General features: G+C 50.9%; 20 protein-coding genes and 2 tRNA genes. 4 read left to right on the plus strand and 18 right to left on the minus strand.

What is annotated here, in order from left to right; all coding sequences use genetic code 11:
- Nucleotides 1-120: 120 nt before the first annotated feature.
- Nucleotides 121-606 carry a peptide deformylase gene (locus D2E26_RS03340; protein WP_125963235.1) on the minus strand — a complete coding sequence of 162 codons (486 nt, stop codon included), beginning with the start codon at nucleotides 604-606 and terminating at the stop codon, nucleotides 121-123.
- A gap of 140 nt (nucleotides 607-746) precedes the next feature.
- Nucleotides 747-2,792: an AMP-dependent synthetase/ligase gene (locus D2E26_RS03345; RefSeq protein ID WP_125963236.1), complete on the minus strand. Its 2,046-nt coding sequence runs from the start codon at nucleotides 2,790-2,792 to the stop codon at nucleotides 747-749.
- Between the two features lie 404 nt (nucleotides 2,793-3,196).
- Here D2E26_RS03345 and D2E26_RS03350 point away from each other — a divergent pair, with 404 nt between their 5' ends.
- On the plus strand, nucleotides 3,197-3,700 hold the full coding sequence (locus tag D2E26_RS03350) for a hypothetical protein (RefSeq protein ID WP_125963237.1): 504 nt from the start codon (nucleotides 3,197-3,199) through the stop codon (nucleotides 3,698-3,700).
- A 278-nt stretch (nucleotides 3,701-3,978) separates the two neighbouring features.
- Here D2E26_RS03350 and D2E26_RS03355 read toward each other — a convergent pair whose 3' ends face one another.
- Nucleotides 3,979-5,097, minus strand: a complete 1,119-nt coding sequence (locus D2E26_RS03355) for a GuaB3 family IMP dehydrogenase-related protein (protein WP_125963409.1) — start codon at nucleotides 5,095-5,097, stop codon at nucleotides 3,979-3,981.
- Nucleotides 5,098-5,225: 128 nt separating this feature from the next.
- On the opposite strand from D2E26_RS03355, the gene D2E26_RS03360 reads away from it, so the two are divergent.
- Both D2E26_RS03360 and D2E26_RS03365 read left to right on the plus strand, forming a co-directional pair.
- Nucleotides 5,226-6,446 (plus strand): NADP-dependent isocitrate dehydrogenase, encoded by a 1,221-nt coding sequence (locus D2E26_RS03360; RefSeq protein WP_125963238.1) that lies wholly within the window; start codon nucleotides 5,226-5,228, stop codon nucleotides 6,444-6,446.
- A 186-nt stretch (nucleotides 6,447-6,632) separates the two neighbouring features.
- A complete protein-coding gene (locus tag D2E26_RS03365) occupies nucleotides 6,633-8,147 on the plus strand; it encodes a type 1 periplasmic-binding domain-containing protein (RefSeq protein WP_164515841.1) in 1,515 nt (504 codons plus the stop codon).
- Between the two features lie 38 nt (nucleotides 8,148-8,185).
- Here the strand turns inward: D2E26_RS03365 and D2E26_RS03370 are convergent, their stop codons facing one another.
- The 5 genes from D2E26_RS03370 to D2E26_RS03390 all read right to left on the minus strand — a co-directional run bounded on the left by D2E26_RS03370 (nucleotide 8,186) and on the right by D2E26_RS03390 (nucleotide 11,981).
- Nucleotides 8,186-8,659 carry a peptidoglycan DD-metalloendopeptidase family protein gene (locus D2E26_RS03370; RefSeq protein WP_164515842.1) on the minus strand — a complete coding sequence of 158 codons (474 nt, stop codon included), beginning with the start codon at nucleotides 8,657-8,659 and terminating at the stop codon, nucleotides 8,186-8,188.
- Between the two features lie 314 nt (nucleotides 8,660-8,973).
- Nucleotides 8,974-9,354, minus strand: a complete 381-nt coding sequence (locus D2E26_RS03375) for a transcriptional regulator (protein WP_125963241.1) — start codon at nucleotides 9,352-9,354, stop codon at nucleotides 8,974-8,976.
- A gap of 87 nt (nucleotides 9,355-9,441) precedes the next feature.
- Nucleotides 9,442-9,517 (minus strand) — tRNA-Asn (locus D2E26_RS03380).
- Between the two features lie 261 nt (nucleotides 9,518-9,778).
- The gene (locus D2E26_RS03385; RefSeq protein WP_125963242.1) at nucleotides 9,779-9,958 is read right to left on the minus strand and encodes a hypothetical protein; all 180 of its coding nucleotides are present in this window, start codon (nucleotides 9,956-9,958) and stop codon (nucleotides 9,779-9,781) included.
- 115 nt (nucleotides 9,959-10,073) lie between these two features.
- Nucleotides 10,074-11,981, minus strand: coding sequence for a YcaO-like family protein (locus D2E26_RS03390; RefSeq protein WP_125963243.1), 1,908 nt, complete (start codon nucleotides 11,979-11,981; stop codon nucleotides 10,074-10,076).
- A gap of 451 nt (nucleotides 11,982-12,432) precedes the next feature.
- Here D2E26_RS03390 and D2E26_RS07465 point away from each other — a divergent pair, with 451 nt between their 5' ends.
- On the plus strand, nucleotides 12,433-12,570 hold the full coding sequence (locus D2E26_RS07465) for a hypothetical protein (RefSeq protein WP_164515843.1): 138 nt from the start codon (nucleotides 12,433-12,435) through the stop codon (nucleotides 12,568-12,570).
- Nucleotides 12,571-12,624: 54 nt separating this feature from the next.
- Here D2E26_RS07465 and D2E26_RS03395 read toward each other — a convergent pair.
- The 10 genes from D2E26_RS03395 to D2E26_RS03440 all read right to left on the minus strand — a co-directional run bounded on the left by D2E26_RS03395 (nucleotide 12,625) and on the right by D2E26_RS03440 (nucleotide 24,578).
- Nucleotides 12,625-12,700: transfer RNA gene (locus D2E26_RS03395), tRNA-Asn, on the minus strand.
- A gap of 123 nt (nucleotides 12,701-12,823) precedes the next feature.
- A complete protein-coding gene (tsaD, locus tag D2E26_RS03400) occupies nucleotides 12,824-13,870 on the minus strand; it encodes a tRNA (adenosine(37)-N6)-threonylcarbamoyltransferase complex transferase subunit TsaD (RefSeq protein ID WP_125963244.1) in 1,047 nt (348 codons plus the stop codon).
- Between the two features lie 88 nt (nucleotides 13,871-13,958).
- The gene (rimI, locus tag D2E26_RS03405; protein WP_125963245.1) at nucleotides 13,959-14,540 is read right to left on the minus strand and encodes a ribosomal protein S18-alanine N-acetyltransferase; all 582 of its coding nucleotides are present in this window, start codon (nucleotides 14,538-14,540) and stop codon (nucleotides 13,959-13,961) included.
- A gap of 26 nt (nucleotides 14,541-14,566) precedes the next feature.
- A complete protein-coding gene (gene tsaB / locus D2E26_RS03410) occupies nucleotides 14,567-15,409 on the minus strand; it encodes a tRNA (adenosine(37)-N6)-threonylcarbamoyltransferase complex dimerization subunit type 1 TsaB (protein WP_125963246.1) in 843 nt (280 codons plus the stop codon).
- A gap of 121 nt (nucleotides 15,410-15,530) precedes the next feature.
- Complete coding sequence (gene tsaE / locus D2E26_RS03415) at nucleotides 15,531-16,139, minus strand: tRNA (adenosine(37)-N6)-threonylcarbamoyltransferase complex ATPase subunit type 1 TsaE (RefSeq protein ID WP_125963247.1); 609 nt, start codon at nucleotides 16,137-16,139, stop codon at nucleotides 15,531-15,533.
- Nucleotides 16,140-16,192: 53 nt separating this feature from the next.
- Entirely contained in the window at nucleotides 16,193-17,155 is a 963-nt protein-coding gene (gene holA, locus D2E26_RS03420) for a DNA polymerase III subunit delta (protein WP_125963248.1), read from the minus strand.
- On the minus strand, nucleotides 17,148-18,917 hold the full coding sequence (locus tag D2E26_RS03425; RefSeq protein ID WP_164515844.1) for a ComEC/Rec2 family competence protein: 1,770 nt from the start codon (nucleotides 18,915-18,917) through the stop codon (nucleotides 17,148-17,150). Before D2E26_RS03425 ends, holA begins: the two co-directional genes overlap by 8 nt.
- Nucleotides 18,918-19,045: 128 nt before the next feature.
- Nucleotides 19,046-19,870 carry a ComEA family DNA-binding protein gene (locus tag D2E26_RS03430; protein WP_125963250.1) on the minus strand — a complete coding sequence of 275 codons (825 nt, stop codon included), beginning with the start codon at nucleotides 19,868-19,870 and terminating at the stop codon, nucleotides 19,046-19,048.
- A gap of 804 nt (nucleotides 19,871-20,674) precedes the next feature.
- Nucleotides 20,675-23,641 (minus strand): leucine--tRNA ligase, encoded by a 2,967-nt coding sequence (gene leuS, locus D2E26_RS03435; RefSeq protein ID WP_125963251.1) that lies wholly within the window; start codon nucleotides 23,639-23,641, stop codon nucleotides 20,675-20,677.
- Between the two features lie 85 nt (nucleotides 23,642-23,726).
- A complete protein-coding gene (locus tag D2E26_RS03440; RefSeq protein WP_125963252.1) occupies nucleotides 23,727-24,578 on the minus strand; it encodes a transporter substrate-binding domain-containing protein in 852 nt (283 codons plus the stop codon).
- Nucleotides 24,579-24,585 lie beyond the last annotated feature (7 nt).

Consider the following 24,585-nt stretch of genomic DNA (forward strand, 5'->3'; position numbering starts at 1 on the left):
TTTTCCGCCTGCGACTGCGAAATCGCCCGGGGTGACACACAGGCAAATAATATAGCATGGCCCACTGTATAAAGTGGGCCATGCTAGATAGATAAGTGGTGAGGTGTGTTTAACGCCTGATCAGTTCTGGTGCTCGCGCATGTACTTCATAGCAGCGCGACGCTCATCCTTCTCCAGACGATCAAGATACACGTGACCATCCAAGTGGTCAGTTTCGTGCTGAATCATACGGCCCATAATGCCTGTTCCTTCAAGCACAACTTCGTTACCATCAAGATCAATACCACGGCAGCGTGCGTAATCTGCACGACGCGTCTTGTACCACAGGCCTGGCACCGAGAGGCAGCCTTCATCGCCATACTGTTCGCCGCGCTTCTCCTCGAGCACAGGGTTCAGAATGTAGCCGATCTTGCCATCGATGTTGTAGCTGAAAGCACGCAGTGGCACACCAATCTGGTTTGCCGAAAGGCCTGCACGACCAGGATCATCCACGGTGTCAAGCAGATCCTGCACAAGATGACGGATAGCTGGCGTGATTTCCTTAATCGGATCGCACTTGGTGCGCAGCACTGGATCAGGAACAACACGAATCTGGCGAATTGCCACGGTGGACTCCTATTCGGAACAACAAATGAATAATTGGATAACTGTTACTTATTTGTAAAGTTGGCGGTGGACGAATCGAATCGTCACACCGCCAACAATACCTACTGCGCTATTGCAGAAATAATCAAAACTCGCAGAACTTACTGCGCTGAATCGGAAGAGGCTGCACTCTCAGAAGTTTGGGCTGGCTGCTGCTCCGGTTGATCGCCTGCGGAAGCCGAGTCGTCGGACGTGTCGAGTGACTCGAGCAGTTCCTGAACGCGACCAACGCTACCCTGCATACGATCCTTGGCGCTCGAAGCGGCGCTACGCAACGTTTCGCTCGTCTTCTCAATAATCTGAGCGCTCACTGGCACTGGCATATTGGACGGCACTGGAGCGTAGAGATCGCCTTCAATAACAGACTCATACTTCTTGAGCACCTTGGCACGAATAACCTTCATGCTGGCCGTGAGTGTGCCGTCGGCCTGCGAGAAATCTTCAGGCAAAATCACAAACTTACGCACCGATTCTGCGCGGGACACCTCACTGTTGGCCTGATCAACATACTGCTGCACAAAAGCGCGCACCGCTTCAGAACGTGCGATGTCTTCACGCGACATATTGCCGTCGAAGCCACGGTCGGCGAGCCAGCCGCGCACCGTGTCGAAATCAAGTGTGACAAGCGCTGCAATAAATGGCTTGTTATCACCAACCACAACGGCCTGCGACACAATTGGGCAATTACGGATTGTGCTTTCCATTGGTGATGGCGTGACATTCTTGCCACCTGCCGTAATAATGAGATCCTTCTTACGACCCGTAATTGTCAGGAAGCCTTCGTCGTCAATCGTGCCCAAATCGCCCGTGTGCAACCAACCTGATGGTTCGAGCACTTCATCGGTCATTTCAAGGTTCTTGTAATAGCCGAGGAACACGTTTGGACCCTTGACGAGAATTTCGCCATCGTCGGCCGTGGCCACAGCCATACCTGGGCCTGGGCGACCGACCGAGCCGGCACGGTTAGCCTCTTCCCAGTTGACGATCATTGGGGCTGCCGTTTCGGTCATGCCGTAACCCTGAATGAACGTCAGATCATCCATGCCGTTGAAGAAGTGCACGAGATCGGCGTTAATTGGTGCGCCGCCGCAAGCCAAGTAGCGCAGGTTTGGACCAAGTGCCGAACGGATCGACTTGCCAACCGTTGACATATAGAACTTGTGCTTCATGCGCTGACCATAGGTTGGGTGCTGCTTGCGCGTCATCATTTGCGACCACTCAACGAAATGCTTGTATGCATTGGCAAACACTTGGCCTTGCATACCAACGCCAGCCTTCTGCGATGCAGCGTTGTAGACCTTTTCGAAAACACGTGGCACGCCAAGCAAATAGGTTGGCTTGAATGAGCGCATATCGGCGAGCAGGTGCTTGGCGCTACCAACATAGCCAACAACACCATGACCGCCAATAGCAACGTATTGAATGTAACGTGCGAAGCAGTGTGCCAGTGGCAAGAACAGCAGCAACCTATTTGGGTTGTACAGCATGTTTGGCAGCACCTTATAACCATTGAGCACAATATGCATAAAGTTACGGTGCGAGAGCATAGCGCCCTTTGGCTTGCCCGTTGAACCAGACGTGTAGACGATGGTCAGCAGATCATCGGCCTTTACGCGTGCAATGGCTGCTTCGAGATCGTCATCGCTGACGTTCTCACCAAAGGTAATTAATGCGTCAAGTGCATTGTTTTCGAAGTTGAACACATAGTCGAAGCCTTCATGGTTTGCTGCGATGCGTTCAAGAATCATCGTGTGCTGCTCATCGCCTGCGAAAGCGACAACAGGGTTCACTTCGTGCACAATGCTAGCGGCTTGGTTTTCTGAATCGGTTTCGTAAATAGGTACGCTGACTGCACCAATAGCAGCGCACGCAAAATCAATAACAGCCCAGTCATAGCTCGTCTGCGCATAGAGCACGACCATGGAGCCTTGGCGAACACCAAGCGACATTAAGCCTTTTGCCACGCTGCGTACTTCAGCGAACATCTCACCTGCAGTGATATCGAGCCAGCGACGATCAGTTTCGCTCACGAGGCGCTGGGCAATAAGGTCGCCTGGATCTTCATTAGATCGTTTGCTGAGCAATGAATACACGGTGTCTTGCTCAGTCGTAGTGACTATGTCTTCTAACCCATATTGACGCAACATGGTGCTGAGTATAACGCCGCATTATGAGGCGAATCTGTGTGTTCGGTCTCCGATGAATCTCTGAGGTGAATCTCTGAGGCAAATACGAAGAACAGCTACTTCCCTACGTGAGGCTGTCGCAAAATCTCTACTGTTGTAACAGTGGTTGTTACATTATGCGTACTTAACCGAGTCTCTGGGCAAAATTTGCTGCTCAATAATTCGACACACCCGAAATACAAATGAACCACCATCGGCATGCATTGCATGGTGGTGATGGATTGCATAGCGTGACTGTATGTAAGCACAAACAATCAAACAGCTATAGGAGACCATATGAACTCAGTAGCGTGAATTAACCCGAAGAAACTTAAAAAATAGCAAAACAGCGAATGAAGTGCGGGTTGAAGGACATACCTTTTGATATGCCCTACGAAACTACGATTATTTCGAATTCAGTTGAACAAGCAAACAGTTTGGCGCTACCCAAATTCAATGGACTACTGCAAGTTAGTCAAATTGATTCGACGGTCCCGTTTCATATTGCTACGGTGTCGCGCAATATTTCAGCGGGACAAGTGCAACTGATTGCAGCATTAACCTGCAAATTAACGTGTATGTGCGCTGAAGTATTACGTGGACATCAATCGTCTGATGGGTTGGAATCATTGATGAATACCGACTGTTTAACGAAGCTCACTACTTATAGTTCGTTAATTCGCGATTATATTGTGGCACTTCCGGATTATGGCGGCCTCTATGCATCGCCGTATCCGCCAAGTCCACAGTTTATTGATGGCATGTTTACTGATGAACAGCATTTTGCAGCAACGGTTTTGCTGATGTTTGGGGATTTTCAGTGCTGGTGTACGTTGTCGTTCACGAGTACTGAGCAGCAATGGCGTTGTAGCACCGCTGATATTGGATAATCTGCATAGCAATCGACCGGAGAAACAATCGGAGTAACAGAAGAGCCCTGTTCGAAAACCAGCGTTGGCAATCGAACAGAGCTTTCTGTATCCCCTACTCAATTAGCTCGCCACTTCCGTCGACTCGAAGTTCTTTGAGCTAGACGTCTTATTGAGCATAGTAACAAATTGCATTAGTGAAAATGGCAATGTTTAACGGTTATTCGCTTACTTCGCATATTTTCTTTAACTGCAATTTACTTAACGGGGGTGTGCTCTAGAGCGCAGTGGTAAAGCGATCAAGCGTTTGGACGCACAATAACATCGCACTTCTGGAAGCTCTTAAGATCCACATAACCCGTCGATGCCATTGCACGACGCAATGCACCAACGAAGTTCTGCGTGCCATCAGCACGATGACTTGGTCCCACAAGAATCTGCTCCAAGGTACCTGCAGTACCCACATTCGTGCGCTTGCCGCGAGGCAACGTTGCATGACGTGCTTCTGCGCCCCAGTGAATGCCGTGACCTGGTGCTTCCTTTGCGCGAGCCAATGGTGCGCCGAGCATAACGGCATCAGCACCCATAGCCAGAGCCTTCACGAAGTTACCCGAGTAGCCCGTGCCACCGTCAGCAATAATGTTGACGTAGCGGCCGCCCGACTCATCCATATAGTCGCGACGTGCTTCTGCAATATCGCTAATTGCCGTTGCCATTGGTACATCAATGCCGATTGTGCGCGAGTTCATACTCGTAGCACCGCCGCCAAAGCCAACAAGCACACCAGCAGCACCCGTACGCATCAGATGCAGTGCCGATGTGTAATCCGAAGCACCGCCAACAATAACTGGCACATCGAGATCGTAAATCAGCTGCTTCAAGTTCAGTGGTTCATGATCGCTCGACACATGTTCTGCCGAAACTGCCGTGCCGCGAATCATAAACAGATCAACGCCTGCTTCAAGCACTGCAGTCAAATATTCTTGCGTCGTCTGAGGCGACAACGAACCAGCAACTACAACACCAGCTTCACGAATTTCGTGCAGGCGCTGCTTAATCAGTTCCGGCTTAATTGGTTCCGCATACACGCGCTGCAGATATTGCGTTGCCTGATCTTCTGGAATTTGTGCGAGCCAACGCAGAATAGGTTCTGGATCCTCGTATCGAGTCCACAGACCTTCCAAGTCGAGCACGCCCAGCGAGCCCAGACGACCAAGTGCGATGGCCGTTTGTGGGGAAACTACCGAATCCATTGGGGCGCCAAGGATTGGCATATCGAATTCGTATGCGTCAATCTGCCACGTTGTGTCGACGTCGTGTGGATCACGCGTTCGTCGCGACGGGACAATTGAGATGTCGTCAAGAGAGTAGGCCATACGGCCCTTTTTTCCTAGACCAATTTCTGTTTCTTGAGCCATAGGGCCAAGATTAACGACAATAACTGACACGACGCATATTGGACATATATAGTGAGACGAAACATATCTTCGGTATGAAGAAAGAGACCACGAACAAGGTCTGTTGCTTCAAGGGAGGATACCCCACAATGGCCAAAATTAAGGTTGCCGGTAAAGTCGTTGAGCTCGATGGCGATGAAATGACCCGTGTGATTTGGCAGGATATTAAGGATCGCTTAATTCTGCCATATTTAGATGTTGATCTGGAATATTATGACTTGGGCATTGAGAACCGCGATGCAACTGATGATCAAGTCACCATTGATGCTGCTCGTGCTATTCAGCGTGAGCATGTGGGTGTGAAGTGCGCCACGATTACGCCTGATGAAGCTCGTGTTACTGAATTTGGGCTGAAGAAAATGTGGAAGTCGCCAAATGGTACGATCCGCAATATTTTGGGCGGCACGATTTTCCGTGAGCCTATTGTGATTTCGAATATTCCTCGTTTGGTACCTGGCTGGACGAAGCCAATTGTTGTGGCAAGGCATGCGTTTGGCGATCAGTACAAAGCTACTGATTTTAAAGTACCTGGCGCTGGTCAGTTGACGGTGACGTTTACGCCTGCCGATGGTTCTGATCCTATTGAGCATGTGGTCTATACCTATGACGGTGCTGGTGTGGCTCAGGTGCAGTACAACGTTGATGAGTCGATTCGTGGTTTTGCTCGTGCTTGCTTTAACTATGGTTTACTGCGCGGTTACCCGGTATATCTTTCGACGAAAAATACAATTCTGAAAGCCTATGATGGCGAATTTAAAGATATTTTTGCTGAAGTGTTCGAAACCGAATATAAGCAGCGTTATGACGAGGCAGGCTTAACGTACGAGCATCGTTTAATTGATGATATGGTTGCCAGCTCACTCAAATGGCATGGCGGCTATGTATGGGCTTGCAAGAATTATGACGGTGATGTGCAGTCCGATACGGTGGCACAGGGATTTGGCTCATTGGGTTTGATGACGTCGGTGCTGATGACGCCTGATGGTCAGACAGTTGAGGCTGAGGCAGCTCATGGTACGGTGACGCGTCATTATCGTCGTTGGAAGAATGGCGAGAAAACGTCGACGAATCCTATTGCTTCTATTTATGCGTGGACTGGTGGTTTGAAGCATCGTGCCAAGTTGGATAACACTCCTGAAGTCGCGCATTTTGCTCAGACGCTTGAGCAGGTCATTATTCATACGGTGGAATCGGGTCGTATGACGAAGGATTTGGCCATGCTTATTAGTCCTGAGCATGAGTGGCTGGATACGGAATCATTTATGGATGCGCTTGATGATGAGTTAGCGCGTGCATTGCATTCGATGTGATGAAAGAACACTGCTTGGCATAGTCCGTGGTTAGAATGGCATGGCATTGGTGTGGGTTTCCACATGAATGTCATGCCATTTGTTGGTTGCATGCTCATGCGCTGCATAACTGTACTGAGATGCGAGGCAATGGCATGCCGTATTGGATTGTGTATGACGCAAAGTTTGGAAGAGGCAAGAGCGGGCATGACTAATCCCCTGTTCAAGTATGGTTCACGCACACTAGCATCGTTGCTGACGCTTGGTCTGCTCGTCGGTGCTGCAGCTTGCGGTTCTCAAGGAGGCTCCGCATCTTCGAGTGCTTCTTCATCATCAACGGATACGGGCACCGTTGCTCTGTTCACACCGTCTGATGATTTGACGCTGTCTACGTCAATTCCTTTAAATCGTTGGAATCAGTTTGTTCCTGCTGTAAAGAAGTCGTTAGAGAAGCAAGGTTTCCAGTCTTCACAAATTTCTTCGGTGAAGTCGAAGTCATTGGATGATCAAAGCCATGCTATTCAGGATTATGTGGTGCGTCAGGTTGGCGATCTGGCTGATCAGCATGAGGATGACAATACGGGTTCGCCGAAGCCTATGACGCTGGTCGTGGCTCCTGCTACGGATCGTGATCCTGCTCTGCGTGCCTATGGTGATTTGGTTACGCAGGATACGCCAAAGCATGTTGAGGATTCGGAGCATGCTGCTTGGAACCGTATTGCTGACTCGTTGAAGCTGGCAAAGCGTGCTGGCATGCATGTTGTGTTATTGCGCGATCAGGTGCCTAATGTGAAGGCTGATGCGTATGTGCAGTTTACGAATGCGCAGAACATTGGTGCTATGCAGGCTCGCCAGCTGATTAATAAGTTGGCTCTCGACAAGACGACGAAGGACAATCCTAAGTACATTGAAGTGCTATTGCCAATATCGAAGGATGCTTCGCATGCTGATGAACAATCTGATGCTGAAGCATTATTTGCTAAGCAGGCATTCCAAGGTATGTGGGATGAATTGCAGCCTTATTTTGTCAGTGGTAAATTGCGCAGCTCTTCTGGCTTATTAAATGTGGAAACGTCATCGAATGATTGGCGTTCAGTGGCTATTGATGCTTCTAAGGATGACACGATTAAGCAGGCTATTCGCGCTCGTTTAAAGTCGACGAATGGTTCGAATAAGCCTGTGGCTATTGATGGTCTGATCGCTATGAATGACCAGGTTGCATCTGCTGCAGTGTCTGAGCTTACTTCGCTTGGTTATACGGGTTCGGCTGCGGATATTAATCCGAATATTGATTTGCTGGGTATTGTCAATAACATCACGGGTCGTAAGGACCTGGATCGTGAGCAGGCTCCTGAACCTGCAAAGGCTCCTCAGGCTGATACGCAGGATGCTCATTCGAAGGATATGGTGCCTTCGAAGGATACGTGGCCTCTGGTTACTGGTTTTGGCGCGTATGTGAGCAATATGCAGAATATTGTTGATGGTAAGCAGTGGATTACGGGCTTTGAAGACCGTGATTACTTTGCTGAGAAGCTCAGTATTCTGGCTCTGGACTTGAATGCAAATAAGACCATTGACAAGTTGCAGTATGTGTCGTCCATTGATATTGAAGGTCGTCAGACACCATATGTGACGCGTCCAATTGTGGTGGCTGCGGCAAGCAACTTGAAGAGCGTGCTGATTGATCCAGGATATATTTCGTTGGCTGATGCAGGTTTGTAATCGCTAAGCTCGCATAGCTTGTACATCACAGGTCAGGTTCATTCCCATGGTTTGAGCCTGACCTGTTGTTTTTCTAAGAGTGTTTCTGGATCTCGATACTGGCGTTGATCGAGCTTAATACCCCAATGTAGGCAGTGATGGTCGCAATGGTCACTGTGGCCTTCTACATGGCCGAGCGTGCTGCCTCGTGTAAGGCTATGCCCTACCTGATATGCGGTCACTGCTGGTTCGAAGGTCATTGTGCCATATTTGGTTTTCAAACTTACGACTTGTTTGTGGGCTACGGTGCCTGCAAACGAGATCACGCCTGCTGTTGGTGCCACGATGGCTGCTTGATCAGATGCAGCGAGATCGATACCGCGATGACCAGAGAGCCAGGGTTTGGCTGGTCCGTCGAAATGTTGGAGCACAGTCGACGGTTGTATTGGGGCTACGGCATCGGCACGGCATGCACCGTCTTGTGCGGAGGCAAGCACAGCACGCTGTGGTAGCACCATCGCCATAACGGTCATGCAGCCTGCACAGAGCACAACAGCAACCGATTGCCCGGCTGCAGCCGAGTAGTGCTGCAACTGATCGAGATACCGCTGCCAGAGATGTCTGATATGCCGTACATGCTCACGGATTTGATGAAGTACGCTGCTCCCCCACATCGCCAACCACCTGCTTTCTTGTGCTCGTAGATCGAGCATGCATGAAAGCGTTCAGCCGCAGCAAGCGCAGAGCATCGTTGTGGTTAACTGCTAGGAACGCGTATGACGCTGTGCATAAATCAACAGAACAAAACAACGAATAATGAGTCACTGCATACGCAATAGAAGCCGTATCAGGACTCGAATAAATCGAGTACTTCGTCGATCAGCATGCGTTCTTTAGGATTATTGTCTTTTAAGCGCGGGAAGCGGCGCGTGGCGTTGGACGGCGCGGCACCTGCGGCACGCGAGACATTCGATTTACTCGAGCCGCGGGCAATGGCTTTCTCGGCGAGACGGTCAACAAGCGAGTCAGAAACACGGCGCAGCTGATCAGCAACCCATAATTGGGCCAGATCAGGCGAAAGATTGTAATCCTCTTCTACTTCTGCGGACGCTTCCTGAACGGCCGCCCAGAGCACCATAAATGGCTTTCTAACGTACGCGAGCTGTTCTTCAAACAATTCATTACCCAATTCTTCGAGGGCACGGCGATTTTCTTGATTCTCACTCATGACTCACCTCGAATTCATTGTGGAGCGCTACAGTCGACGATTTCGTCAGATACAAGAAAACCCACCGGAGAACCGATGGGCTTTAAATGGCTCCTGCGGCTGGGCTTGAACCAGCGACCGTCCGATTAACAGTCGGATGCTCTGCCAACTGAGCTACGCAGGAATGCGTTGTGTTTGGAACTCTTCGTTCCGGCAACAGTCAGTAAACTTACACAAAACTGGAGACTAACGCAAATCGGCGTGTCGCGAGCGCCGTGGCGAATACTGCTGCGAGCGCTGCTTCTGCCACTATGACAAGCAATATAGAAACTAAATACTGCGAGCGCTGACCCCTGCCCTATTCCCTAACATACAAAGCCAGCCCAGCACATATATCACCAGGCTGGCTTTACGCATCTACTTTACGTGTTTACTAGAGACGGGTTTACAGGGCGCATTGGCCGATTCGGCAGCCTTCCTTCGAGCGCAGGATTTGGGAATTCTTTACTGGCCAGCAGAGGATTTTCTGGGAGTTTGCTGGTGACTGGCCTAGGTTGCCACGTGTGCCGGCGTTGTTGTTTTCGATGGTTTGTACGTCGGCAGGCGTGAGCATGTATTTATTCATAGTAAGTTCTCCTTGTGTGGGGATACATGATTTTGTGGTTCCATCTCGTCGTTGGAGTATGGATGTTCCCTATTGTAAATGATTCTTTTGGTCGAATGTCGGTGTTGTTTATTGTTTACAGGGTGTTTAGTCGTTGTTCATGGTCGGTGTAGTCGGTATCGGTGCATTCGGGATCGGTGTAGTCAGTGTCACGTTCGTTGAATACGTTGGCTAGCTTGTTTTGATCAATGACATTGTGGCCGTATCGTTCGAATACGTTGGCCATGAATTGTTGATAGTTGTGGTTGTTGTCGACGATGATGTCGTTGTATTGCTTTGGTATCACTTTTGTTGGTTCACTCATGAGGTCGTTGACGAATGCGTACATGTCGTCGCTGAGGAATCGCGTGAGGTAGTTCATAGTTTGTTCGTGTGAGTGGAGCATGCATCGTCCTTGGAGGTAGTAGTACAGCGCGGTTATTTGTCGCTTGCTTACCTCACTGCAGTTTTCTGATCGGTCTGCGTATTCGAACATTTCGGTTATGGTTGCTAAGGCGTGCTCGTAGTCTTCTATGGTGATGTAGCACATGCTTAAGAGGTAGTGCGCGTCTGATACGTCACGGAATGGGCATGCTACTGTTATGCCGTCTGGGAGGAATGAGCTGATGGTGGTGCCTACTTCGAGCATGTAGTGGCGTAGTACGCCGATCATGAGGTTGGCGTATTGGGCGTTGATTTGCTCTGGATTACCTAACATTTGTGCTATGAGATGTTTGGTGTATTGCAGTCGTATATCGAATGAGGTGACGGCATCAAGTTCGGAGATTCCTGGAATGATGACGTGGTAGCTCGGGAATCCTGTTATGGACACGTCTCGTATGAGTATGTCGTAGTCGTTGAGCAGGTCGTTGGTCCAGTAGTCCAGTAGTTCTTGGTTTGTTAATGCTGAGACGTCTGGCATTGATGTGAATTCGTAGGTTGGCGTAGTACCAAACAGCTCATACGGGTATTGTGCGTGGCCTGTTCTGAAGCAGCTTTTGATATTGCGTTTGTCGAAAACGAAGTCGTTGGTGAAGTCAAGGCGGCTTCTACTGCGTGCGTAGGCTTTGAAGTCGTTGCCTTGGGTCATTTCTGTGAAGGCGCGTTCTATGGCTATGCCCATGTCTGGGTGGCAGCCGAGTTTAATACCGTAGCGTCCGGTGTCTTTTTCTATGACGTACAGTGCCGCTACTGGATATTTGCCGCCGCATGAACAGTCGCGTAGTGATACGTCCAGTGTTGGGTCGTTTCTGACTATGGTGAGCATCTCGTAGACGTCAGGGAATTGTTGGACGTAGCTGTCTGGCATTTCTGGGAATACAGGATGCTGTTCGTACATAATGATTTGTACGTGACGTTCTATTATTTCTGCGAGCGCCTGCACAATTGCTTCCTGCGGTGTATTACCAGCGCTCATACCGTTTGTGCCGTAGAACATCATGATGACGATGTATGGCAGGTAGATGGTGGTGTGTGGGGCGACGTCGTAGAACGGGATCATAACGTAGGTGCCGTCGGCGCAGTCTGGGCAGAAGAGTTCTTCTATCATCGTGGCTTTTTCTTCGAGACTGCATTCGGTCATGCCGAGTTTTTCGAAGCAGAGGCGGAAGAAGCCGTTGTCTTGTTCTGCGATTTGGCGTGCGGTCCAGTGTGCTTCATCGTTGAAGTATTTGTAGCCTTCGATGTCAACTTCGTCTTTACTTAAGATGCCGTTTTGGAAGCGTTCGAAGAATTCGGCGTATGCACTGGCTTGGGCGTAGGTTTTGGTCATGCCTTTACCATTGGTACCGATGGTTGTTCCTGGTATTTGTATACGTAGTGAGTGCGTGTTGATAATGCTTGGGTCGGCCCATTCTTCTTCTACGTTGAGTCCGCAGTCTTGCAGTATGGAGCGTAGTGAATTGACGGTTTGTTCTGGTGGGTTGTCTTTGAAATGCGTGGCGCGCATTTTTGCTGCGTCCTGTCGCGTCTGTGCTTGGTCTTGTGGTACGGCATGGTCTTTCATTGTTCTCCCCTTTCTGTTGGTCGTGTCATAATCTTTTTTGATTTATGCACGGCATAGATCGGTGCAGTGTGGCGACTTGAGTCTATTCGTTTCGAATGTGCTCGTGTCGAAGGTATTCGTATCGTACGTAGAACTGTTGGTTTCCTACAAGCGTTGTCTTATATCAAGGCTTTCAAATTACGCGTATGCTCAATCCGCATACGAAAATTGCTGTAAACCCTTATGACGCTTAGGTTTTGCCACTGTTGAGACTGATTGTGGTGTACCGATTTTACGGGGTTGATAATTATTCGAACATTTGTTCGAATGTTTGCTCAAGCAGTGATGTATGTGATGTATGTATGCGAACGCGTATGTAGCTACGATGAAATTATGCACGGTAGCTCTAGTAGTATTCCTCAGAAAATCAGCATGCTCCCTGACGTTCTATCACGTCTGGAACACGATGCTGATGTTAAACAGTGGCTGGCTGCAGCAGATCAGGCTCGATCTCAACTGGACGCATTACAGCCGTATAGCGTTGATTGCACTGCTGACACAATGTGATATTCAGGATCAGACCATGCTGCTACAGACCATTGCCCACTGAGACCGTCATCAGATAAACAAAAAACCTCGCAATTCCTTGCGAGGTTTTTTCTTGTGGCTCCTGCGGCTGGGCTTGAACCAGCGACCGTCCGATTAACAGTCGGATGCTCTGCCAACTGAGCTACGCAGGAATACTGCTTGAAGGATTTCTCCTTCGCACAAGACATGTATATTACACACTTGTAATTTGAATGCAAATTTATCGGCGTTTCGTAGTCAAATAGCGGGATAACGCCAATTCATTGCAGACGAATTCAAGGCATAACAATTTGATCCATAGGCATTGCCGAGTCGATACCGAAGTCTGGTGACGATGGCTTCACACCAGCGCTGACCAGGTTCGAACCGAGCATAGCGACCATAGCACCGTTATCCGTGCACAGTTGGATACGTGGAATACGCACGTCAACACCATGCTTCTGACCGTATTCGGTGAGCTTGGCGCGCAGCTGCGAGTTTGCCGAGAAACCGCCGCCTACAATCAGCGTCTTCGAATCAAACACCTTGCAAGCTTGCATAGCTTTACGAGCCAGCACGGTAGCCACCGAGTCAGCCAACGATGCGCACACATCATCAACTGGAATTGGCAGACCCTGAGCCTGACGCTGCTCTACCCAACGAGCCACAGCAGTCTTCACACCAGAGAAGCTGAAATCATATGGGTGTGCCTTTGCTGCACGACCCTGCGTTAAGCCCATTGGTACGCGCAGTGCGTGTGGATCACCCTGCTGAGCGTGACGATCAATATAAGGGCCACCTGGATATGGGAAGCCAAGCAGACGTGCCACCTTATCGAAGCACTCGCCTGCTGCATCGTCGAGCGTAGTACCCACAACCTGAACGTTGCGAGCAACATCCTGTACATGCAGCAGTGACGTGTGGCCGCCGGAGACGATTAATGCGAGCGTATCGTCTGGGAATGGGCCAAACTGCAGCTGCGTTACAGCAATATGACCGATCACGTGGTTAATACCATAGAGTGGCTTATTCGCACCCCATGCCAGTGCCTTGGCACCAGAAACACCAACAGCCAAGCAGCCTGCCAAGCCTGGGCCTGCAGACACGGCAATAGCATCTACATCACTAATATCCATGTTGGCGTCAGCCAGTGCCTTCGTCACCACTGGTGCGAACTGCTGGGCGTGTGCACGCGAAGCAATTTCTGGAATAACGCCGCCATAGCGTGCATGCTCATCCATAGATGAGGCAACAACGTTTGACAGTAGGGTTCCGCCTTGGACCACAGCTGCTGCTGTTTCATCACAAGTGGATTCGATACCGAGCACAATTGGTTCGCTCATTGTTGGTTACTGCTCCTTGGCACTGGTTATTGCTCGAAACGAGATTGTACGCGCACACATGCATGCGTACGACTGTTTGGTGTCGGGGTTATGCGTGGTCTGATGTGGTTGCCGTGAATCCGACGACGCGAGGTTTCAATTCAAGCACCATCGTGTACGCGTCTTTGCCTTCAGGCATGTAATAGCGTTTACGTAAGCCTAAGCGTTCGAATCCGAAGTGTTCGTATAACGCTAAGGCTGGTTCATTATCGGTTCGCACTTCAAGCAGCATACGGTTTGCACCTTGCTCACGAGCTGCATCAATTAATGCTTGTAACAGTCGTGCGCCACGGCCTTGCTGCTGGAATTGTTTGGCTACGCCGATTGTCATGATTTCTGCATCGTCGCCGTCATACCAGAAGCCTGCATACCCGCACAGCTGCTGGTTCGCTAATCCGGCATCAGCACTATTGCCAGCTTCGGATGCACCGCTCGTACTGTGCAGTACGGTATCTTCATCAGCCGTATCTTCGGCTGGCTCAATATCCAACAAGTAGGTGCGTGCTGGCGCACTGAGTTCTTGACTGACCATGCCAAGTGTCCATGAGCCAGCGCCGAACAGCTGCTGTTCCAACAGCGTGATCTGCTGCTCTACCCAGGCACGGTCTACCGTGTCATACGACACAATCATTGTTCTACTCCGTTACTTGCGCACGATCACTCGTGGCTCTTGACGCCACCGTGGTTCAGCACGTGCTTAAGTGGGTTTGGCACGGACACGTCAGGACGACGCAAATACAGTGGTTCAACATCGCGCACCGCATTCGCCTCATTACTGCTATCCACATCCTGTTCAGCGCACGCTGCGAATGTTGCAAGACCTGCTGCACCGCAATCAAGCACTGAGTGATCAATAACCACACCCAGCTTCGCAATGTTCTGCCAGCTTGCTGCATACTTAGCCGCACCGTGACCAGCAACATCAACGCTCACTTCCACACCAGCGTGCTCATCGCAATACTTGGCGATTGCATCGTTGACGCGAACAGCAATGTTATCTGCTGCGTCAATATCCATATCGATGAGTACCGTCTGTGCGCCTTCATTGCTGTACTCGTCCACAATCAGCGTGAAGTACAGCTGCTTACGACGTGCATCATTGACGCTTAACGTTGCATACACATGCTTGCCATCAGTCTGCGCTGCAGGCACCTCTGCCAAGAAGTCAACATCGGCTACGCGAGCATCCTTCTGATGAGCCATGCGCATCATGGCCACGTTTGGCGTCAGATCATCTTGACCCAGTACCTGAGCACCAGTAGCAATCGCGAGCGCCTTGGCTGCAACAATGCCAGCGCGCAAACCTGTGTATGGTGCTGGTCCAATACCAACTACGATGCGTTCAATCTGTTGTGGTGTAATGCCTGCTTGCTTGGCTGCGAGCGCGATGTTGGTTTGCAGGTGTTCTACGTGGCTTCGTGAGTCTTCGTCGATAATTGGCGTGTGGTCGACGAATCCTACGGTGGATCCGAATGAGGTGTCGATGACGAGCGTGTGCATGTGTGTTCCTCGGTTTCCCGTTCTTGGTTGTCGCTGTTATACCGTCTGTGGTGACTGAACGTGGGTGTCAGCCGAACTGTTGTGGTGTACCAGTGTGCCTTGTACTAGGCGGGGTTGGTGCTTAGTGTTGTTCGGCTGGTAGTTGTTCGCTGATTTGGTTGAGTCGTGTATTCCAATCGGCGCCGACTGCGGTCATGGTTACGATTCGTGTTCCGTCGCTTGTCATTTCAGCATAATCGGCTGGATTCTCTTCATCGGTTGTAGCCGTGTTGATTGGTCGTGCGATGTGTACTTCGAGTCGTTCTGGTGCGAGCGCTGCGGCCATTTGCTCACCCCATTCCATAAGCACCACGGTGTTTTGTCCTGGTGCTTCGAGTTCTTCATCAAGGCCGAGTGATTCGAGTTCGTCGAGCAAACGTTCCGTGGTGTTTTGTCCTGGTGCGTATGCATCGCCGCCGAGACGGTAAGCGTCTACGTGTACAAGGGTTGCTGGCTGACCGTTCGCGAACGTGCCTTTAAGTTCTCGTGCAATCGTGAATGTTGGTGACACGATTGGCCCGGTAATGCCGAGTCCTTGACCGAAGCCTTGTGCGAACGTGGTTTTGCCTGCGCCTAATGGTCCTGACAGTAGGATGACGTCACCGCCTTGCACGTTCTGTGCGAGCGTTTTGCCGAGTTCACGCATACGCTCTGCGGTTGGTGCTTGCCATGTTGTCGAAGTTGTAGTCATGGTCGTTGTCCTTTGTACCTGTTGGTGACGTTTTGTAGCGATACTGCTTGGGTTTAGCGCATACCTTTTGCTGCAATGCTTAAGATACAGCGTTCCAACGCATAGCTTGGGTCGGAACCATTTGTTTTACATTGTTCATCAGCCCATGCCAGTAAGCGTATGCATCGGCTTAATCCTGCGCTCGTCCATCCTCGGACTTGTTTGGTAGCGTTACGCAGCATCCATGGTGCCATTTTGGCTTCTGCATGCGTGATTTGACCGGAGTTCACAGCGCTCGCTTTAGCCATGGTGCGCAGTTTCATAGCAAGTGCGCCAATCAGTGCAATTGGTTCAATACCCTGCTTAATAGCATCGCGCATAGCAATTACAGCACCTTGCGCATTGCCTGCTACGGCCATATCAGCAACGTTAAAACCAGTAACTTGTGGATTACCGATCAGATAGCGTTGTACAAGCTGTAATGTAATTGGTTCGTCGAAGTCGAAGCAGAGTTGCTCACACATGGCGGTCAACTCACCCAATTGATCACCGTAAACGCTGACCAGCTGCTGTGCTGCCATTGGTTCAATCTGATGCTTGTGCTGTTCAAAAATCTTCAACACATAGTTCAAGCGTGCTTCTGGTTTAGCAAGGTCGGGCACCTTAATCGTGTCCGCACCAGCTTTATGCACTTGATCGTAGGCACGCTTGCCCTTTTGCCCCGCAGCCTTCGACAGAATCACGAATGATGGGTCTGGATCATTCTTCAACTGTTTCAGCCAAGCCACAATAGCTTGTATCAGATCTTCATCCGCATTCTGATAGTTCCAAACAATGACGGTTGACGAGTCCGACAGCAGGCTTGGGCTCGTCGCCTGATCAAAGTCAGCGGCGTTCGCTTGCGTCGCGTCGAGTTCTACTGTGTCTCGATCTGGGTGTGCTTGTTCTGCCTCGTGCACCAGGTCAAGGACTTGGCGACGATTAAGGAATTCGTCACCTTCATAGACGACGATACAGTTTGACGACGCTTTAACCATGCTTCCAATCTTTCCATATCGTTGGACATCGTCGTTTCCAGCTCGTCCGTTCACGGCACTGCTCCTTCCACTGCATTTCGTTCAGCATCGTCCGAGTCTCTTGCCACCACCATTTCGATTGATTTTTCATCGACCGTCGCATTGGTCTTCTACCACCATGCAGCACACCATCTGTAAGCGCGCGAAGCTGCACCAACACCACTACTATGGCCGCACTCAAGGCAAGCATTACCGCACATAACAGTGCACCCTGCCAGCCAGCAACCCAGGTGACTTGTGCCGACTCCTTACCAAAGCATCGCGCAGACACATAGATGGGCCACGTACCCCATGACGCCATATGATTCAACATCAACCCCACCATGGGTAGACACCAACACGTCAGCAACGCCAACAATGCGCATACCGTCGCCGCATCAAGCACCATATTGGCCACAAGATTGGCAGGCAACGCCCAAATTGGAATACTCGGTTGCATCAGCAACTGCACTGGAATCGCAAAACACTGTGCAGCAATAGACACCGCAATCACTTGCGACCAACGCTGCGGCAACCACCGATGCAACAGTTCAGCCACAGGATCCGCACACCAAGCAATACCGCATACAGCGCTCGCAGACAAAGCAAAGCCAATATCACTCGCATACGAAGGATCAATGAGCAGCATCACAATAATCGTCCACGCTAAACACGCCATCGTCTGCGAGCGCCGGCCCACCCATAATGCTGCAGCACCAAATCCAGCCATAACCAATGCACGATAAATTGAAGCAGACGGTTGCATAATCAGTGCCATCAACACACATGCACTCACAACAGCGAGCGCTGTCCCCTGTCTCGGCAGTACACAACGACGACATGCTGCACCAACAAGCCGTTTCACAATTGCAAAATGCGTGCCCGAAACCGCCATAATATGCATAATGCCAGCAGCTTTACATTGATCAGTTAACTGTTGCGCAAAATCCGTATCCAACGATGTTGCTGCCGTAGACCCATACACATGTTGACCGAGTACACCTAAGGCCAGTCCAGGAACCAACACTTGCCCTTGTTGGGATAGTTGCCGAGTTGAATCAATAAACGCTGATTGCATACGTGCAACACCACGCCACAATGGTGCACTCGATTCCATGGACACTACGGCAGACTGTTCCTCATGAGCAGCTGCACTTTGTACCCATATTGCTGTACGCCCATACTGTGCAGGAGTCACCGTTGCTCGAATCGTTACCGCAACTCCCCTATGCCATGCACCACAATCCGCATGCGTACCCATAAGCAGAACCGGCTGACTCGACACCTGCCATATTTGGTCTACCTGCACCGCTTGCGTATGAGCAAGTACCTGACAGTCGAACGCACGCTGTGACGCTTGTACTGGCATTGCGTCCAATCGCACACGTACTAATCGTGGAAGCATACGTTGTACCTGATCCTGCGCGAGCAGTACTACACGATCATGGCGTTCCATCATGATGCGCATACTCACATTGACTAACGCTACCAATGCCGCCACCATGCAGACAACAACCTGTGCACCAACCAGATGCTTCCACTGCACCGAGTCAAAGCCATACCGCACCATACGCAGCGCACTCATCCACAGTGCCATAACAAAACCACCCAGCAGCACACACCACCACGCATCCTGCGGCGACCATTGCCAACGCACCACCATTGGTGTCGCTAACGTCACCACCCACATCACCAGAGCAACCAGCAACATACGCCAATCACGCCAACCAGACACCTTCGCCATATACGACCGTGTACTCCACGCCATACGCACTGACGCTAAAACTCGAAACAGCTGATGAGATCGCGGCGCATGATGCCACCATGCGTTATGCAACCCTGCATTGTGCCGCCGCACATGAGTTCTCCACCTCATGACGAACCACCACCAGTACTGACAAACACATGCGGCTTAATCTTCGCCAACGTTTTAGGACCAATCCCATTCACTGCCACCAGTTCCTCAACACTCGAGAATGGTCCATTCGCTTTACGATGCTCAACAATGCGAGACGCCGTCACCGGACCAATACCATCAATCGTCTGCAACTGCTCCTCAGACGCCGTATTCAAATTCATCAACCCATCACGCTCCAACGCACGCTGCTCCTCCAACACACGACGCTGTGCATCAGACTCAGTCGATGTAGACTCATCCGACTTCGTACCATTTGAAACATTCGATGAAGATTGATTACTGGCGCTCGCTGACTGATCAGTTGCAGTATTGGATGACGAATCTGCCGTTGAATGCGATGGCGAATCAGTGCTTGATCGAGATGATGAGTCAGATGTTGCAGACCTTTGACTACTCGAGATAACAGCACCGTCGAGATCTCGCAAATTCATTGCTTGTTGTACAAGCAGAGTCAAACTCGTTGCCAATGCAGCGAGCAGGATCATGGCCGCAATAATGGCATGCTTCGGTTCTATAAACACACGAGCACGCGTTCGTTGCTGTTGTATGGTCTGTGACTCTTCAGCATCCGACGCACGCATAGTCACCAGCGAGCGCAGCATGGCATGACCCGCACTATCTGCATGATCCGTGCTACTGACATGATCCACATCGTTTGCATGATCCGTGCTACTGACATGATCCACACCGTTTGCACGATCCGTGTTGCCCAGCGAACCCGTGCTAGTTGGTGGATCTGGTGGATGTAATTGCGCTGTACATCGTGTTGAAGCTCCCATAGCCTTACTATGAACGCATCCGACTCATGAAATCGAGCTCAACACAGCAATGTGGTTAACCGTTCATATCGTCCACAGTCATGAAGAACACTTCTTACTACAACAACTGCAGATTTTTGCCGCACCATTTTGTAACCGTTCTAGTTCATCTCAGTACTGATCCATTACAGCGCTGTCTCATTATCTTGCTCAACCTACTAATAATGCATTCTGACCAGATATGTGGCGATGCTGCACTTGATTAGCCCCTCTGCGTGCAAACCCACCAAGTATGTGGTGAGAACGCACATCAAGATCCATAACCATCACAAAATACCGCTTCAAGTGCAACTCCACCGGATACATGGTGGGTTCGCATGCCAAGCACCCCTCCATATGCAAACCCACCAGATATGTGGCGGGCATGCACATTAAGCCCCTCAAATACACGAATTCGGCGCTTCGTGTGCAGTCTCACCAAGTACGTGGTGGCGTGGCACGCAGAATGGTGGTTCCTGTGCACTGTCACCAGATACTTGGCAGCAGTGCACAATATGACAGCGGTACACCTCAAAATGCCCATGAACTATACAAGTTCAGTCTCAGAATCAGAAAAATAATGCATTTACAGCCAGAAAGACATACTTTCGTCAATTTCCCAAAAGATGCCTAACTGCAAAGTCACAATCAGAACTCTTATTCCTTTACCTCAGACATACAAAAAGACCATGTACACGATTTCGCATACATGGTCTTTGTTTGCTCAGATCAAACGTTCTGACTCGTTACGAGCAGATTCGTTTGTCTCTGATGTTCAGCGTTTAATCACTCGGCTGGAACGATCGACACGATCTTTGGAGCCTTGACGATGACCTTGCGTGGAGCCTTGCCACCAAGACGATCAGCAACAGCTTCCAGAGCCATCTGCTCAAGCGTGTCTGGATCGATGTCTGGGCTGACTTCGAGCTTGGCGCGCACCTTGCCCTTAATCTGCACAACAGCAGTCACGAGATCCTGGCCAACATAACGCTCATCAGCCACAGGCCATGGAGCGTTGCTCAGCGATTCTTCGTGGCCCAGACGGCTCCACAGTTCTTCTGCAACGTGTGGAGCAATTGGAGCAACCATCAGAATCAGTGGCTCAATAGCCTTACGAGGCACAGCCTTGAGACCAGTCAGGTGGTTGTTGAGCACAATGAGCTTTGCAATGGCCGTGTTTGGACGCATAGCTTCCATTTCCACAGTCACATCGGCAATCGTGTTGTTCAGAGCCTTGAGCGTCTTCTCGTCAGGCTCAGCTTCGGTAACCGTAACCTCACCGTTCGTCTCGTCAATGACGTTACGCCACAGACGCTGCAGGAAGCGCATCGAACCAACAACGTTACGCGTGTTCCAAGGACGGGACTCATCGAGTGGGCCCATGCTCATCTCGTACAGGCGGAACGTATCAGCACCGTAGTTCTCGTACATGTAGTCTGGCGTCACAATGTTCTTGAGGCTCTTGCCCATCTTGCCGAACTCGCGGCGAACAGGCTCACCATTCCACATGAACTTGCCGTCCTGCTCTTCAATCTCATCAGCAGGCACGTAAGCGCCACGCTCATCGCGGTATGCGTAAGCCTGGATCATGCCCTGGTTGAACAGCTTGTGGAATGGTTCTGCCGAATCCACGTAACCCAGATCGAACAGTACCTTGTGCCAGAAGCGTGCGTACAGCAAGTGCAGCACAGCGTGCTCCACACCGCCAACGTACAGATCCACGCCGCCCGACTTACCAGCCGTAGCATTGTGGTTTGGACCCATCCAGTAGTCGTATTCAGACTCGTCGACCATGTGCTGCTTGTCGTGTGGGTCAAGGTAGCGCATGTAGTACCAGCACGAACCTGCCCAGTTAGGCATCGTGTTCGTGTCACGGTAATAGGTCTTCTCACCATCACCGAGGTCGAGCGTCACCTTCACCCAGTCCTCGTTACGGCTCAGTGGAGCCTCTGGGCTCGAATCAGCATCTTCTGGATCGAACGTCTTAGGTGCGTAATCAGGAACCTCAGGCAGGTCGATTGGCAGCATCGAATCTGGCAGCAGATGAGGCACACCCTGCTCGTCATAGACGATTGGGAATGGCTCACCCCAGTAGCGCTGGCGGCTGAACAGCCAATCGCGCAGACGGTAGTTCACCGTACCCTCGCCAATGCCAGCTTCTTCAAGCCACTGAGTTGCCTTAGCAATAGCATCGTCAACGCGCAGGCCATCGAGCGACAGAGCGTCGCCACGAGCCGCGGTGGCATCAACGGCAGAGTTGATCACGATGCCATCATGAGAAATAAATGGAGCCTTGCCCTCGAAATCAGCGAGGGACTCACCCGACTCAGGCAGTGGCTGAACCGTGTAAATAACAGGCAGACCGTACTTGTCAGCGAAATCGTAGTCGCGCTGGTCACCGCCAGGAACGGCCATAATAGCGCCCGTACCGTAATCCATGAGCACATAATCAGCCGTGAACACAGGCAGCTTTGCACCAGTAATTGGGTTGACAGCGTACAGACCCGTGAACAGACCCGACTTCTCGCCTGCTTCTTCCTGACGATCACGAGCCGTCTTGAGCTCAGCAGCCTTGCGGTAAGCCGAAACAGCTTCAGCTGGCGAAGCATACTTACCAGTCCACTCGTCGCGCTGGTCAGCAGGAATGCCCTCTGGCCACTCAGCTGGAGCGTGAGCCAGCAGAGGGTGTTCAGGAGCGATCACGCAGAACGTAGCACCGAACAGTGTGTCAGGACGCGTCGTGAACACGCGCAGCTTCTGATCACCATCAGCAGTTGGCACCGTGAAGTTCACGTACGCACCGTGAGACTCACCAATCCAATTACGCTGCATGAGCTTGACCTTCTCAGGCCAATCAATGGACTTCAGATCATCGATCAGACGGTGACCGTAAGCCGTAATACGCATCGACCACTGGCGCAGCTCACGCTGGAACACAGGGAAATCGCCACGCTCAGAACGGCCCTCAGCCGTCACCTCTTCGTTTGCCAACACCGTGCCGAGACCTGGGCACCAGTTAACAGGAGACTTCGAAATATAAGCCAGGCGGTACTCGTTCAAAATATCGGAACGCGTCTGCTCATCAAGCGAATCCCAAGACTCACCAGCGTGCTCAGGAATTTCGCGCTTGCCCGAACGGAACTCATCTTCCAGCTCGCTAATAGGACGAGCACAACCCATCGTGCCGCTTGGGTTCTTAGCCTCAGGATCGAACCAAGCATCATAAATACGCGAGAAGATCCACTGCGTCCAACGCACGTAATCCATATCGGTCGTAGCGAACGAACGACGGTTATCGAAGCTCAGGCCCATGCGGTGCAGCTGACGACGCATGTTAGCAATGTTCTGCTCGGTCGTAATACGTGGGTGCTGACCCGTCTGCACAGCGTACTGCTCAGCAGGCAAACCGAAAGCATCGTAGCCCATAGCGTGCAGCACGTTCTCACCCTTCATGCGGTGATAACGGCTAACCACGTCGGTAGCTAAGTAGCCGAGTGGGTGGCCCACGTGCAGGCCCTTACCCGAAGGATATGGGAACATATCCATAGCAAAGAACGAAGGACGGCCGTCAGCATGCTGACCCTTACCGTCCGTCAACTCGCCAGAAACGTTGGCGGCCCAGAACGTGCCGCGCTCATCCCAGATGTTTTGCCACTTCTCTTCGATAGTTTGTGCAAGTGCCGCGTCATAACGGAATGACGGGGTCTGCGATTCTTCAGGCTGCGTGGCCGTGTTCTGTTCAGTGTCACTCATAGTTGAAAAGTATGGTTTTTTGCTTGGACAGAAGCAGCCAGTGCCGCGTGCTCGGCGGTATTTTATGAGATTTTTCTTGAATATCTCACTTATTCGTCGGCTTCGGCAGTGCCTTACCGTCATTCAGCCCCGGCAAGTTGTGCTGCAGTTGGTCAGTCATTGCCGTCCACTGACCGTCCTGAATCATTTGCTTAATTGCCGAGTTCAACATTTCAACGAGTTCTGGCTTGCTCGATGGCGTTCCAATCTTCAAGCCCACAGAACCGTACGTATCGGGCATAATCGCAACATACTGTGTTCCAGCCTGCTGAGCGAGTCCACGCATAATAGCCTCATTGCCAGTAACGGCTTGTACAGCACCAGACATCAGTGCAGAAACGCACTTCTGATAGCTTGACTCCTCACGTACCGCAACATCGCTGACCGCCTGCTCAACTGAGTCAGCATCATGCGTACCTTCTACAGCGCAAACGGTTGAGCCCTCGAGCTGTTTTGTGGAACGAATCGTATCAGCGCCCTGATCTAACACCATAAACGTGTTTGGCACTGTCAAATACGAATCCGACAGCGAGACTTCATCGGAATCAGCGGCTTGAATACCAACTGCGAGCGCAATATCACCGTTTTCCAGCATTGTGTCAGCAGTGATTGGCGTTACTGTACGGAACGTAATTTGTGAAGAGCCATAGCCCAACACCTGAGCTACATAGCGAGCCACATCCACATCAAAACCGCTATACTCGCCCTGCTTGAGCACACTCAACGCAGGTTCACGAGCAGGCACACCAATGGTCAGCACAGGTCCATCTGGCTGGCCTTGTGGCATAACCTTCACTGACGTACCGCATGCTGACGCAGCGCCTACGGTCAGCAGGCAGGTTAATGCAGCTGCAGCGCGACGAAGTGCGTGACGAGTTGTTGTGTGGTTGTGTTGCATGCTCTCC

The organism is Bifidobacterium dolichotidis (genome assembly GCF_003951975.1).
In the GTDB taxonomy this organism is placed as follows: Bacteria; Actinomycetota; Actinomycetes; order Actinomycetales; family Bifidobacteriaceae; genus Bifidobacterium; species Bifidobacterium dolichotidis.

Excerpts from the sequence above, each read along its gene's own strand:
- D2E26_RS03390 (WP_125963243.1), bottom strand. The coding sequence starts at position 11,981 with ATGAAAGACCATGCCGTACCACAAGACCAAGCACAGACGCGACAGGAC.
- tsaD (WP_125963244.1), bottom strand. The coding sequence starts at position 13,870 with ATGAGCGAACCAATTGTGCTCGGTATCGAATCCACTTGTGATGAAACA.
- tsaB (WP_125963246.1), bottom strand. The coding sequence starts at position 15,409 with ATGCACACGCTCGTCATCGACACCTCATTCGGATCCACCGTAGGATTC.
- D2E26_RS03350 (WP_125963237.1), top strand. The coding sequence starts at position 3,197 with ATGCCCTACGAAACTACGATTATTTCGAATTCAGTTGAACAAGCAAAC.
- D2E26_RS03440 (WP_125963252.1), bottom strand. The coding sequence starts at position 24,578 with ATGCAACACAACCACACAACAACTCGTCACGCACTTCGTCGCGCTGCA.
- D2E26_RS03370 (WP_164515842.1), bottom strand. The coding sequence starts at position 8,659 with ATGACCGTTATGGCGATGGTGCTACCACAGCGTGCTGTGCTTGCCTCC.
- D2E26_RS03430 (WP_125963250.1), bottom strand. The coding sequence starts at position 19,870 with ATGGGAGCTTCAACACGATGTACAGCGCAATTACATCCACCAGATCCA.
- D2E26_RS03355 (WP_125963409.1), bottom strand. The coding sequence starts at position 5,097 with ATGGCTCAAGAAACAGAAATTGGTCTAGGAAAAAAGGGCCGTATGGCC.
- leuS (WP_125963251.1), bottom strand. The coding sequence starts at position 23,641 with ATGAGTGACACTGAACAGAACACGGCCACGCAGCCTGAAGAATCGCAG.
- D2E26_RS03375 (WP_125963241.1), bottom strand. The coding sequence starts at position 9,354 with ATGAGTGAGAATCAAGAAAATCGCCGTGCCCTCGAAGAATTGGGTAAT.
- D2E26_RS03345 (WP_125963236.1), bottom strand. The coding sequence starts at position 2,792 with ATGTTGCGTCAATATGGGTTAGAAGACATAGTCACTACGACTGAGCAA.
- holA (WP_125963248.1), bottom strand. The coding sequence starts at position 17,155 with ATGGTTAAAGCGTCGTCAAACTGTATCGTCGTCTATGAAGGTGACGAA.
- D2E26_RS03360 (WP_125963238.1), top strand. The coding sequence starts at position 5,226 with ATGGCCAAAATTAAGGTTGCCGGTAAAGTCGTTGAGCTCGATGGCGAT.
- D2E26_RS03385 (WP_125963242.1), bottom strand. The coding sequence starts at position 9,958 with ATGAATAAATACATGCTCACGCCTGCCGACGTACAAACCATCGAAAAC.
- D2E26_RS07465 (WP_164515843.1), top strand. The coding sequence starts at position 12,433 with ATGTTAAACAGTGGCTGGCTGCAGCAGATCAGGCTCGATCTCAACTGG.
- D2E26_RS03365 (WP_164515841.1), top strand. The coding sequence starts at position 6,633 with ATGACTAATCCCCTGTTCAAGTATGGTTCACGCACACTAGCATCGTTG.
- D2E26_RS03425 (WP_164515844.1), bottom strand. The coding sequence starts at position 18,917 with ATGGCGAAGGTGTCTGGTTGGCGTGATTGGCGTATGTTGCTGGTTGCT.
- rimI (WP_125963245.1), bottom strand. The coding sequence starts at position 14,540 with ATGATTGTGTCGTATGACACGGTAGACCGTGCCTGGGTAGAGCAGCAG.
- tsaE (WP_125963247.1), bottom strand. The coding sequence starts at position 16,139 with ATGACTACAACTTCGACAACATGGCAAGCACCAACCGCAGAGCGTATG.